The sequence below is a fragment of the Paraburkholderia acidiphila genome (genome assembly GCF_009789655.1).
Classification (GTDB): Bacteria; Pseudomonadota; Gammaproteobacteria; order Burkholderiales; family Burkholderiaceae; genus Paraburkholderia; species Paraburkholderia acidiphila.
Genome location: NZ_CP046911.1, coordinates 575736 through 587896, shown reverse-complemented (window position 1 = coordinate 587896; position 12161 = coordinate 575736). Strand labels below are relative to the sequence as shown.

The following is a 12161-nucleotide window of genomic DNA, read 5'->3' as shown; positions in this document are numbered from 1 at the left end:
GCGGCGCAATCAGGCAGTAACCGCTAGAATTGCGGTTTTAGCCCGGAATACGCCAATGTCTTTTGCCTCGCTTGGCCTGATCGATCCCTTGCTGCGCAATGTGCAGGACCTCAATTACCAGACACCTACGCCGGTGCAGGCCAAGGCGATTCCTGCTGTGCTCGGTGGCCGTGACGTCATGGCTGGAGCACAAACCGGCACTGGCAAAACGGCGGGGTTTGCGCTGCCGCTGTTGCAACGGCTGGTGCAGCACGGACCGGCGGTGTCCAGCAATCGCGCGCGTGTTCTGGTGCTGGTGCCCACGCGCGAACTGGCCGAACAGGTGCTGCAAAGCTTTATGGCTTACGGCAAAGGTCTCGACTTACGTTTTCTGGCCGCCTACGGCGGGGTGAGTATCAACCCGCAGATGATGAAGCTGCGCAAAGGCGTGGATGTGCTCGTCGCCACGCCAGGCCGTTTGCTGGATCTGAATCGCCAGAACGCCGTGCAGTTCGATCAGGTGCAAACGCTGGTTCTGGACGAAGCCGACCGCATGCTGGATCTGGGCTTTGCGCGCGAACTCAACGCCGTCTTTGCCGCCCTGCCCGCCCAGCGGCAGACCCTGCTGTTTTCCGCCACCTTCACCGACGATATCCGCGCCATGGCGGCGAGCATTCTGCGCGACCCGCTCAATATCAGCGTCAGCCCACCCAATGCCACGGCCAGCAGGATCAAGCAATGGGTGGTGACGGTGGACAAACGGAACAAGCCCGACCTCTTCATGCACCTCGTGGCCGAAAACAACTGGGAGCACGCGCTGGTGTTCGTCAAAACCCGCACGGGCGTGGATTACCTGGCGGCCATGCTGGAGGATGCGGGCTACGCGGTCGACACCATCCACGGCGACAAACCGCAGCCCGCACGCCTGCGCGCGCTGGAGCGCTTCAAGACGCGCGACGTGCAAATGCTGGTCGCCACCGATGTGGCTGCGCGCGGGCTGGATATCGACGATCTGCCGCTGGTGATCAACGTGGATCTGCCGATCGTGGCGCAAGACTATGTGCACCGTATTGGCCGTACCGGCCGCGCGGGCGCGAGCGGCGTGGCGGTGTCCCTCGTGTGCGCCGACGAAGCACCGCAACTGGCCGCGATCGAAGCGCTGATCCGGCAAACGCTGCGCCGCGAAGAAGAACCCGGCTTCGAAGCCGAACACCGCGTGCCGGAAACCAGCGCGACGGGCCAGATCATCAAGAAACCCAAAAAGCCCAAGAAGCCGAAAGTGCCGCAAGCGACGCCGGGCGCCGTGCAGGTTCCCGGCAAAAAGCCGCGCCCGCAAAACGGCGAAAACACTCGCAAGCCTGCGGCGCAGCACGCTGCGCCCGCCGGCAGAGGCACAAACTTCACCAGCGGTAGCCCGTTCAGCGTGCAAAAGCCCCGTAGCAAACCCGCCAGCAAGCCGGCTGCCGGTTCACGTAAGCCTGCTGGCAAACCCGCCGGTGGCCGCGGCAAGCGGCAACCCTGATCCGTGGGGATGCGGCGGTTTGCGCCCCGCTGGAACGGCGCTTCGCGAATTGCCGCCTGGGCAGGAGCACGGCTTGCCGCGTCGGGCGGCAAACATCCCACGACTCCGTGTTGACGCGAATCATATCTCTGACTAAAGTCAGAGATATGAGCGCAGCCGACATTCTCCAGATTCGTCGCTTCAACCGTACTGTCGCCGAAAGCATCGGTGCCATTGACGATCATTTCCTCCGACGCGGCCGCCCGATGGGCGAATCGCGCCTGCTATGGGAGATCGGCGTCGAAGGTGCGGATATTCGTGCGCTTCGCACGCGGCTAAACCTTGACTCGGGTTATGTCAGCCGGACCCTGGCGTCCCTCGAGCGACAAAACCTGGTTGCCGTCCTCGCTCATCCGAACGACCGCCGCGTACGCCGGGCTTGCCTGACTGAGGAAGGGCTCAAGGAAAGGGCCGAACTCGAACGGCTCTCCGATGCAGTCGCTTTACGTGCACTGGAACCGCTCGGCGACGAGCAGCGACGCAGACTGGTCGCAGCCATGTCCGAGGTCGAGCGCTTGCTCCAGGCGTCGCTCGTGCAATTTGCACTTGAGAAGCCGGATAGCGATGAAGCTCGGTGGTGCTTCGAACAATACTTCGACGAACTGAACGATCGCTTTGAAGCGGGTTTCGACCCGTCCATGAGCCTGCCCGCGGATGCCCACGAACTGACGGCGCCGGAAGGCGCGTTGATCGTCGCGAGACTTCATGGAAGCCCGATAGGCTGCGTCGCGCTGAAGTTTCACAAGAGGTCCCCGGCCGAGCTCAAGCGAATGTGGGTAAGCCCGACTGCTCGGGGTTTGGGTGTAGGCCGCCGGTTGATTGTCGAGGCGGAGAAGTGTGCCCGGCAGGCGAAAGCGCGCGCAATCCGGCTGGAGACTAATCGCGCTCTGCGCGAAGCGATTGCTCTCTACCGGCAATCCGGATATATCGAAGTCGATGCGTTCAGCGCGGAACCCTATGCGCATCACTGGTTTGAAAAGCGACTCGTGTGAACGGCCGTAACGCCTGGCATGGCTGAGTTTCGTTTGTCGCGGGTAGTAGTCGGGCAGGAACGGCCGTCCCCGTGAAGAAACTTGCGAATTTCCTCGCGCTCTTCTCGAGTAACGTGCTTGCGCAACGCGGCCATCACGAGCGCCTTGCCCGAACCGGAAAACGCTTTGTGAATCAGCTCCTTCAACAGGCTGGTTTGCAGCGTGTTCTGGCTTTGCGCGGGCATATAGACGTGGGAACGCTCGCTCTCGTCGCGCGTAAGCAGCACGATGGCAAGCGCCTTGCCGCAGAATTCGGCGGTCACGCAGGTTTGCGCCGGCCGTCCCATCGTCTGCACCACGGCCGTCTCGAACAGGTTCACGAGCACGCGCCCGGCATCCTTCTTGAGCGATTCGTCGAATTACGCTCATTTCGCCCCCGCGCCCGGCGCGGGGTACACGGCCTTCCAGTCCTGTTTCATGCTCACGATAACCCACCCGCGCGCACCCGCTTCATCCCACGCCTTGTCGAGACTCGCCGACCCGGCATGGCGGTCGTAGGCGAACTCGCGCGCAGCATCGTCGTGATGAAGCAGCAGTCCGAGCGAAGGACCATCGCCACCCGTCACGTATTCGAGCATCTGGCGGTCGCCATCGGAGTTGCCGAATGCGAGGATCGGGCGGCGCCCCAACGCGCGGAAAATACCCACCGGCTTGTTGGCCCCATCGTCCCAGAAGTCGAAGCCCGGTTCGCGAATCAGCACTGGCTTGCCTTCACGCACCTCGTATTTCAGTTTCTCTTCGCTGCCCACGATATGCTCCGGCGCAATGCCGTAGACCTTGTCGGCCCAGACACGCATGAATTCCGCCGTACCGCCCGAGACGATCCAGACCGTAAAGCCATTGGCACGCAACAGGTCGAGCAGCTCCAGTTGCGGCTGGTAGACGAGTTCGGTGAACGGCCGGTTGAGCGTGGGATGCTTCGCACTCGCCAGCCACGTTCGAATCGACTGGTCGTACGCTTCAGTGGTCATGCCGCTATTGGCCACTTCCAGCAATTGCAGCAACGCCTTCTCGTTTTTTGCGAGCGCAGCCGTATCGTGCGCCATCAGCGCCTTGAAGGCTGGATTGCGCTGCCACTCCGGGTGCTGGGGAGCGGCCTTCTTGAGCTGGTCGAGCATGAACGCAACCTGGAACGGCACGGGCTGCTCGCTCCAGAGTGTGCCGTCGTTGTCGAATACGGCGATGCGCGACTCTGGCGGCACATACCGGGGGCCGCCATCCTGCGTGACGTCGGCGATAAACCCGAGAATTGCCGCACGGGCCGCACCGTCCTGCCAGGAGGGAAGCGCCTCGGCTACCGGCGCCCCGGCTGCGACGGTCTGAGCGGCCTGGGTCGTGGGTGGCGGCGGTTCATGGCTCGCACAAGCCGACAGGGCGAGACACGCGCATAGCACAAGCGTGGTTACGCCCCCTCGCACGCTGCGTGCGCCGCAAAGGTGCTGGGCTGGTCGCATCGCGATTCGATCCCCTGTTGACGCGGATAAAAACCAAACCGGCAACCGGCACGCGCCGCACTAGCGCACGCGCCGGCTGCCAGCAACGCGTGAATGATCAGTTGCCGCCAGGCATGGGTATATTGAACCGCTCTTCTGGAGCGACTCGCGGATGTACTGGAACCGTTCGTACTGGCTAAGCGTGACAGGCCCCGAGCATGCTTCGCTCTGCGCCTTGCGCGGCGGATACTGAGCGTAGGTCTTCATCAGGTCCTTGATCGCCCCGGCAAACGCCGGAATGGTCCAGGTGTGCTCCGTGAAGTTGTTCATGTAGATGTCGTCGCGCTCCTGGGGGTCCTGATAAAGGTCGAAGACCTGCGGCACCGTCGCGACATAGCTTTCCGGTCCCTTCCAGCCGGGGTTGGTATCCACCGCAAGACCGCCAGTTGGTTCGCCGCCGTCGCCACGCAGGTTGAACTCCGCCTTGAAGCGGCCGACGCGCACGGCGCCCGGCGTCAGCTCGTTCTCCGTAAAGCGAGCAGCCCCGCTGCTGCAAGGGCAAACGGTGCCCGCGCAACGGGTTTCACACTATCTGTCATGCGATGCAAACGCCGCATACGATTCCCCTGACAATCGTTGAACGCCTGGCTTGACCTCGTCTTGTGAGCAACATGGCGCGCGCTCGGTCAGGACTTGGCCACGAGTTGGGATCGAGCCGCGTCATGCGCAATTCGACCCTAGCATGATGACTGACAACAAGTGTTCTCCGAAACCGCGCCGGACACTATTGGGGTTAGGTGAAAAGCGATTGCCCTTTTGGGCAATGCCCGCCCTAAGGCCAGTCGACTCCGACGGTTCGATCGATCGGCCACGATGCATCCTGGATCACGCTAACTTCGCCGCACGGGGAAACAGCAAGGAAGTGCGCGGTAGCGCACAGACACGATGTAACTCCGATACTGGGGCAACCGTATCCGGCGTTATAACCCTCCCCAAGGACTTCCCATTTACGAAAATCGGTGCGCGCGCAATGAGGCGAAGTCCCCCATCAAGGAGAGTGACATGGCATGGATCGAGTCCGACTACTTCGTGACAGGCACGGGCGCGACTGCGATGGCATTCGTCGACACGTTGCTCACCGAGTCGCCCGATGCGCGCGTCGTGATGGTGGATCGCCACCACCGTCCCGGTGGCCATTGGAACGACACCTATTCTTACGTGCGGCTGCACCAGCCGTCGGCCTGGTATGGCGTGGCATCGCGGGAACTGAGTGACTGGTCGCATGAAACGACGGGCTTTAACGAAGGGATGCTTGGGCTTGCCTCGGGAGCCGAGGTGCTCGCGCATTTTGAACAGGTGATGAAACAGCGCTTCATTCCCTCTGGCCGCGTGCAGTGGTTCCCGAAATGCGATCACTTCGCGAGCGACGGCCGCACGCACCGCTTCCGCTCGCTCTTGACCGGCGCCGAGCACGAGGTCCGCGCGCGGCGCAAATGGGTGAATGCCACGCTGGCGAAAACCGAGGTGCCGTCCACTCACCCGCCCAAATACAGCGTCGCCGCGGGTGTGCAATGCATCCCCTGCAACGGCTTGCCCAAGGTTACACGGCCGTACCCGTGCTATACCGTCGTCGGCTCCGGCAAGACCGGCATGGATGCGTGCATCTGGCTCGTCGAGAACGGCGTGCCGCACGAGCGCATCCGCTGGATCATGCCGCGCGACGCCTGGGTGATGGACCGCGCCAACATGCAGCCCGGCCCGACCGGCTGGCGGCGTTACTTCGAGAACAGCGTGGTGCAGTTCGACGCGATCCGCAACGCACGCGACATTCCCGACCTGTTGCGGCGACTCGAAGCGGGCGGCGCGCTAATGCGGATCGATCCGGCCATCGACCCCACAACCTACCGCTGCGCGCTCGTTTCGCGAGGCGAGATGGCCCAGTTGCGCAAGGTCGGCGAGATCGTTCGGCTGGGCCGTGTGCGCGCAATCGAGCCGTCGCGCATCGTGCTGGAGAAAGGCGAACTCGCGGCCGACCCTGACACGCTGTACATCGACTGCACCGCCAGCGCGATCCAGCCGTTGCCGGGCGTGCCGGTGTTCGAGGAAGACGCGATCAACCTCTTGATGGTCCGCTGGTGCCAGCCGCTCTTTTCGGGCAGCGTGATCGCCTGGGTCGAAGCGCACCTCGAGAATCTGCAGGAACAAAACGCGATGTGCATGCCCGTGCCCGTGCCGGAACTGCCGATCGATTACCTGCGGATGTGGCTGCCGACTCTCGCCAACGCCGCGCGCTGGCAGCAGAACCCCGACCTGAGCGCCTGGCTCAGGCAGTGTCGCCTCAACGGGCAGGTTGTCGTTCTCAAAGGTGTGGAGGTGGACGCTGCCGTGCAGGACCTTCTCAAGGCTGCCGGAGCCAAAGCTTCGGATGCGGCGCAGCGCATTGCGCAATTGCTGGCCGCAGCGCAGGCAGCGTGAGCGCCGCCCGCGACGTGCAGCTCGGTGTGCAAAACCAGACTTGATTTTATTGCCCGGAGGCTTGGGGCGGGTCGCATTGCCGGGCGACGCATCGCCAGAATTCGTGCTCGTGCGGCGCGTTGTCGAAGTAACCCGGCGTTGCCTGCCACAAGGAGGCACTCTGCACTCGCCCTTCCGGCGTTTTGCAGTCGTTGGCGGCTTGCTCAACCGATTTCGCTGCGCCGTCCAGGCACCGCGGATCACCTTGCGAGCACATCGCCGCGGCCTCTTTTTCGCAGGCAGCAAAAGCACAACTCGCTGTGAGATACAGCGCGGCTACCATCGATTGCGCCGCGATTTTAATCGGAAATCGAGTAAAACGACGCAGGCCTGGAATAGCCCGCTCACGCGTGGTCTGGACATTCACGGCAGACTCCCTCGGCGTATGCGCCATTCACTGCATTAACAACGATGGGGAGATAGGACCTGAGTAGTTCGGCGATGGCCCGAGCGTTGAACATGCAACGGACAGGCTGATTGTTGGTCATCCTAAGTGGTTTATTGAGTCTAGTTCGCCGTGCTTACGTATCAATTAAACTGAAATTTACGGAAAGCGGCGAAGGCACAGACCGCGGTCCCTGCGCGTCGCCTGGTCGTGTCTGCGTGAGTGCCGGCGATATGCGTGTGCGGCCAGGACGTGACATGCGCACGCATCGAAGTTTGATTACGCGCGCACCTGTTGGAGCGCTGGCAGCGGATATCCGCGACGCGCAAATGCAGGCCGCTTCATCGGCCATTGCCGACTTCGCGAACATCGGCGCGCCCTGCCGCCGCTCCGCCAGGGCATCTCACCCGGGTTGAGCCTGCTGGCAATCCGTCTGGAACCAGTGGTCAACCAGCCGCTGCGCCGCGTGTAGATCATCCGGGTAGTTCGGGTCGTCGTTCCAGGGCGCCGGGTCGTAGCCCGCCTTCCTCAGAGCTGAAAGCTCGCTTTGTCGTTGCGCCTTCGTCGGCGACGGATTGCTTTTCAGCGCGGCCAGGTCACTGCACTCCGCAGGGCTCAAATGCGGCCCGCTTTGCGGCGCGCCGGCAGTGGCGCACCCCATTAGCATGAGCGCCAATGCAGCAAGCGTCGCGCAATTTCTCGACAGGGTTTCCATAGCGCATCTCCACGCGTCCGCCAGGCGCGACGCACGCTGTGCAACGCCGCCGGCCACGCGCGACGTCCGAGTGTGTGTTGCGCTGGGTTGGTGTCGCACAGCGTTGCGGCCGGCGTTCGACGGTTAGCCACCCAGCTTGATGATTGCCATCGTAAGCACTATACCCAGCGCGATCATCGCGACGCCTGCCTTCATTGCCCCAGCGCCGGTGTAGCGCCCCAGCGCAAAGCCGGCGATGAAGAGCATCGCGAGCGTAAGCACGCGCGAGGCGATGAGTGCCGTCGTCACATCGCTGACGATAAGGAACGGCAACGCGACCGGAAACGTTCCCAGGACAACCAGCAGAAAGATGCCCAGCGCTCCGACAAAATCACCGCTCACGAAATTCGCGCGGGGTGGCAATGTCGGGGCTGCCGCGAGGCGCGCACGGATCCGCTCGAGGTCCGCATCGTCGACGAGCGGTTCCAGTTTCTCGGGCAATGCGTCCCGCAACGCCCGAACGGCGGCAACCGGGTCCTGCTCGCGCTTAACGGTCTGGGCAAGTTGCAAACGTTGCCCTCGATCGGCGAGCGTACGCACGAGATACATCACGGCGTCCGCCAGGCCCCACGCAAGATTGCATCCAAGTGCGGCGAAGAACATCTTGTATCCCTCGTCTTCGCCTGCGGTGACCGCCTTGACGGCGCCGACGAATGTCAGTGCCATGAACAGACCGAAACATATTTCACAGACACGGTCGACGGTATTGAGAACCGGTTCGCGCCGCTCCGGTTCGGCGTGTCCGGCCGGCATGATAGTGCTCATATGGCCTCGACTCAATATAGGTAACGAGACGTCGCGCTAACCGCCAACAACGGCTGCTGGTACGAGCAGTATATGAAAGAGCCAACCGTTCGGTTCCCTTATTTTGATGAACTGGGAGCGCCGGGGGCGGCGCACGTGCGGCGCGCCTTCTCCGGTACTCATTAAGCCAATAAAGAGAATCCCATGCAACTGCCCCACGCACCTCCCCGATTGTCGAGCGTCGGCTATGGCCGAGAACGCCCCGAACGCAACGGCGCGGCGCGCGTCCATCGCCCCCGGGGAACCGCCCATCACACATCAGGAATCCGAATAAACAGTTGCTCATTTCCACCAGGCACACGCATCGTGAACTTCAAGTCGGCCTCGATTTCATTACAAACACCCAACACGCCGTGACGCCAGGCAACGCCGCAGCCCTCTCTGCGCCCGCGTCACAACAGATAACGTCACCCCGCTCGTCAGACAAATTCCCAACACGCGTAAGCTACCTGTAGATATGCACGACAACTGGACGCACCAGGTACATCACCTAGAGAAATCTGATTGACGATTTCGATGTCGTCTGACAACAATATCCATGGTGATCGGTCAGCCGCTCCTGTTCGATCTCTTCGCTGTAACCGTGCCTCTCCCGTTCGCATTAGCATCGCCACGCGGCCCAACGGCCGCCGAAGCCGAGCCACCCTGTCAGCGAAATAAATCAGCGAGACAACATAGGAGAACGAATCAAATGGCAACACACGACAACGACGATCCCCTGCTCTCCGAAGGCCGCACCAACGCGCCCGCCTCGCCCAAACGGCGCGCGTTCATGGCCTTTGCCGGCGCGTCCGCGGGCGCAAGCCTGCTCGCGGCCAGCCGCGGCGCGGCAGCAGCAGACTCCATGTTCCCCACGCCTGCCACGTTCGGCGGCCACCTTCCGCAGCCGCCCGGCCACGCAGCCGGCGACCCGATCTGGGGCCCGGACGGTCAGGCCACGGCCATCATCAGGAGGCTCTCCCACGTCGATCGTTCGCTCTTCAACCGCGCCGAATTTCACGTGACGAGCTACGGTGCGCGCACGCTCCCCGCCTCCGCGTTGATCACGTCGACCGCGTGGCCGAGCGGCAAGATTCCATGGGTGACGGGCGGCACGGAACAAACCGCGCACCCGACCAGCGACCTGCAAAGCCCGGGCTCGGGCGTCATGGTCCCGTGCGATTACACGGGCACGCAATACGACTCATGCACCGCGTTCAATGCCGCGATTGTCGACGCGAGCCGCGCCGGCGGCGGCCGCGTGGTCATCCCGGCGGGCAACTGGTATTGCGGCGGCCCGATCGTGTTGCTGAGCCATGTGAACCTCCATCTGGAATCGGGCTGCACGATCTATTTCAGTCCGAACCCGGCGGACTACGCGAAGAATGGCCCGTACAAAACGGCGAACGGCAATCTGTACCACACGCGCTGGCAGGCAAACGACTGCCTGAATTTCGGCTCGCCAATATACGCATTCCGCCAGACCAACATTGCCTTGACCGCCGACGACAACACCTGCGTGCTCAACGGTCAGGCGATGACGCCGATCCAACCCAGCACCCAGGCGCCAACCTCCTGCTGGTGGACCTTCAAGGGAAGCAGCAACACCTACGGCTGCGCGGGCTCGACAACGCCCTCGCAGGCTTATGCGAATCCGAACAACGTCGCGCTCACCAGCCTCCCCGCCTCGCTGATACAGAACCCGCAGGCCAACGTCTCGTTCACGAATCAGTACGGCGCGACGAGTTCGCTGATGACCCTGCTCACGGGCACGGGCTGGAACCAGGACCAGAACTATCTGCCCGCGCTCTCCGAGTTGCGCGTGCCGTTCGAGAACCGTATTTTCGGCAACGGCCACTATCTGCGGCCGTGCATGATCGAGTTCATCGGCTGCACGAACGTGTACTTGCAGAACTATCACACGCAGAACACGCCGTTCTGGCAGCACCATCCCACTGACTGCACGAACGTGGTGATCGACGGCGTGTTTGCCGACAGCGTCGGACCGAACAACGACGGCTTCGATCCGGACGCGTGCAACCACGTGCTGGTGCAGAACGTTCAGTTCAACACCGGCGACGACTGCATCGCGATCAAGTCCGGCAAGTATCTCGACACCGAGTACGGTCCGATGCAGAACATCGTCGTGCAAAACTGCACGATGCAAAGCGGGCACGGCGGTCTGACGATCGGCAGCGAAATGAGCGCAGGCGTGCGCAACGTCTACGCTCGCAACCTGACGATGCAAAACGAGAACTGGGCGAGCAATCCGCTGAACATCGCGCTGCGGTTCAAGAGCAACATGAACCGCGGCGGGTTCATCAACAACGTCTGGATCAACGGCGTGACGCTGTCCAACGGCGTGAACCTCGCCGGGAAGTACGGCGGCGGGTCGCTAGGCGCCGCGATCAGCAAGATCACGGGTACGGGAACGACGGGGCTCGCGACGAATCCGTCCACGGGCCAGGGCGGCCTGATCACGTTCGACTGCGATTACAGCCCGTCCGGCGACGCAGTGCGCTGGAGTCCGTCCGTGATCAGCAACATCAACATCACGAACGTGAACGCGAGCAACGTGTCGGGCGGGGTGTCGTACTCGATGCCTTCGGGCTTCACGGCCGGGTCGAACTCGTGCTTCCAGGCAATCGTCATGCAGGGCCCCGAGGCCGTCGATTACAACGGCCCGCTGCCGGTGCCGACCGTGAGCCCGATCAGCGGCGTCACGATCTCGAACTGCAATCTCGGCAACCCGGTGTGCACGGGCGCAGTGCCGACCACGCCCGCAACGTCCGCATCGGCCGCGCCGGGCCCGGTCTTCGCGAGCAATGTGAGCGGCATTACGCTGACCAACGTGGTGATCGCAGGCACCACGTACAACACGTCGCTGACCGCGCCGGCAACCTGATGCCAACGCACACGGACGCGGGCAACCGCGTTCGTGTGCGGGGTGATCGCGTAGTCAGTGCGGGTTGTCAGCGGGGTTCCTTGCCGGTCGTCGGCTGCCGGGGTTGGCGCTTCGGTTCGGCCCCGGATCGCACCGGCTCGCGCGTACAGGCGTCCGGTGGCATGACAAAGGGAATGTCGTCGCGGCAACACGCATAAACCGGAAACCCATACGCGTTCGTACCGACGATGGTCGTTGGCCCGTGCAGCGGGCACACCGCCTTCATGGCGCCTCCCGAAACTCGTTCATCAACGTCTTGCAGCGTGCGCCTCGCGCAGCGTATGTCAAGCCTTTTTCACATAGGCGTTGCACCAGCCTTTGGCGTCGACGATCTTGCCGCCATAGGTCGCGCATGGCCCATTCGGCGCGCCCGGCTTACCCTGAAACAGCTGACAATTCGCGCAGGTCTGCCCCACCTGGAAATGGGGGAACTTCGTTTTATCGACTTTGCTCGCGTCGGCTTTATAGCCGAGCGCCATGGCGGTCGGGTCGCTCTCGGAGAGCACCGGCGCGTCGGCGCGCGATTCGTTGGAAAGCGCCGCCGTGGAAGCCACGGAGGCGGCGAGGATCATGAAGCGACGACGGGAAAGCGGCATGGTGGGGCTCCTGAGTAGGGAACGTACCCGGCTCTTGCTGTTCGCCGATTGGTTGGGCCGATTCGTTCGCGGTTTTTTCCGTGTCCTGATTATTTATATCAGTTCGTGATGCATTGTAAAGAACGGAAACATTGCGCATCGAATGTCGCCTGCATTATTTCGCTATCCATATTAATTTTTC

General features: G+C 62.6%; 10 protein-coding genes and 1 pseudogene. 4 read left to right on the top strand and 7 right to left on the bottom strand.

Annotated features, from left to right (window positions below; all coding sequences use genetic code 11):
• The first annotated feature begins 55 nt into the window (after nt 1-55).
• Together FAZ97_RS26880 and FAZ97_RS26875 are read left to right on the top strand one after the other, a co-directional pair.
• The gene (locus tag FAZ97_RS26880; protein ID WP_158761601.1) at nt 56-1501 is read left to right on the top strand and encodes a DEAD/DEAH box helicase; all 1446 of its coding nucleotides are present in this window, start codon (nt 56-58) and stop codon (nt 1499-1501) included.
• A 146-nt stretch (nt 1502-1647) separates the two neighbouring features.
• Nucleotides 1648-2532: a bifunctional helix-turn-helix transcriptional regulator/GNAT family N-acetyltransferase gene (locus FAZ97_RS26875; RefSeq protein WP_158761599.1), complete on the top strand. Its 885-nt coding sequence runs from the start codon at nt 1648-1650 to the stop codon at nt 2530-2532.
• 65 nt (nt 2533-2597) lie between these two features.
• Here FAZ97_RS26875 and FAZ97_RS26870 read toward each other — a convergent pair.
• From FAZ97_RS26870 to FAZ97_RS26855, 3 genes and pseudogenes are all read right to left on the bottom strand, one after another.
• Nucleotides 2598-2795, bottom strand: a pseudogene (locus tag FAZ97_RS26870) (BlaI/MecI/CopY family transcriptional regulator); the annotation flags it as partial.
• 141 nt (nt 2796-2936) lie between these two features.
• Nucleotides 2937-4025 (bottom strand): haloacid dehalogenase-like hydrolase, encoded by a 1089-nt coding sequence (locus FAZ97_RS26860; protein WP_158761597.1) that lies wholly within the window; start codon nt 4023-4025, stop codon nt 2937-2939.
• Between the two features lie 60 nt (nt 4026-4085).
• Nucleotides 4086-4508 carry a hypothetical protein gene (locus FAZ97_RS26855; RefSeq protein WP_233271913.1) on the bottom strand — a complete coding sequence of 141 codons (423 nt, stop codon included), beginning with the start codon at nt 4506-4508 and terminating at the stop codon, nt 4086-4088.
• A gap of 558 nt (nt 4509-5066) precedes the next feature.
• On the opposite strand from FAZ97_RS26855, the gene FAZ97_RS26850 reads away from it, so the two are divergent.
• A complete protein-coding gene (locus FAZ97_RS26850; protein ID WP_158761596.1) occupies nt 5067-6479 on the top strand; it encodes an NAD(P)/FAD-dependent oxidoreductase in 1413 nt (470 codons plus the stop codon).
• A gap of 46 nt (nt 6480-6525) precedes the next feature.
• Here the strand turns inward: FAZ97_RS26850 and FAZ97_RS26845 are convergent, their stop codons facing one another.
• From FAZ97_RS26845 to FAZ97_RS26835, 3 genes are all read right to left on the bottom strand, one after another.
• Nucleotides 6526-6885: a hypothetical protein gene (locus FAZ97_RS26845; RefSeq protein ID WP_158761594.1), complete on the bottom strand. Its 360-nt coding sequence runs from the start codon at nt 6883-6885 to the stop codon at nt 6526-6528.
• A 421-nt stretch (nt 6886-7306) separates the two neighbouring features.
• A complete protein-coding gene (locus FAZ97_RS26840; RefSeq protein WP_158761592.1) occupies nt 7307-7618 on the bottom strand; it encodes a DUF4148 domain-containing protein in 312 nt (103 codons plus the stop codon).
• Between the two features lie 123 nt (nt 7619-7741).
• On the bottom strand, nt 7742-8422 hold the full coding sequence (locus FAZ97_RS26835) for a VIT1/CCC1 transporter family protein (protein WP_158761590.1): 681 nt from the start codon (nt 8420-8422) through the stop codon (nt 7742-7744).
• Nucleotides 8423-9152: 730 nt separating this feature from the next.
• On the opposite strand from FAZ97_RS26835, the gene FAZ97_RS26830 reads away from it, so the two are divergent.
• Nucleotides 9153-11345 carry a glycoside hydrolase family 28 protein gene (locus FAZ97_RS26830; RefSeq protein WP_233271912.1) on the top strand — a complete coding sequence of 731 codons (2193 nt, stop codon included), beginning with the start codon at nt 9153-9155 and terminating at the stop codon, nt 11343-11345.
• 323 nt (nt 11346-11668) lie between these two features.
• Here FAZ97_RS26830 and FAZ97_RS26825 read toward each other — a convergent pair whose 3' ends face one another.
• Nucleotides 11669-11980, bottom strand: a complete 312-nt coding sequence (locus FAZ97_RS26825) for a high-potential iron-sulfur protein (protein ID WP_158761588.1) — start codon at nt 11978-11980, stop codon at nt 11669-11671.
• Between the last annotated feature and the right edge of the window lie 181 nt (nt 11981-12161).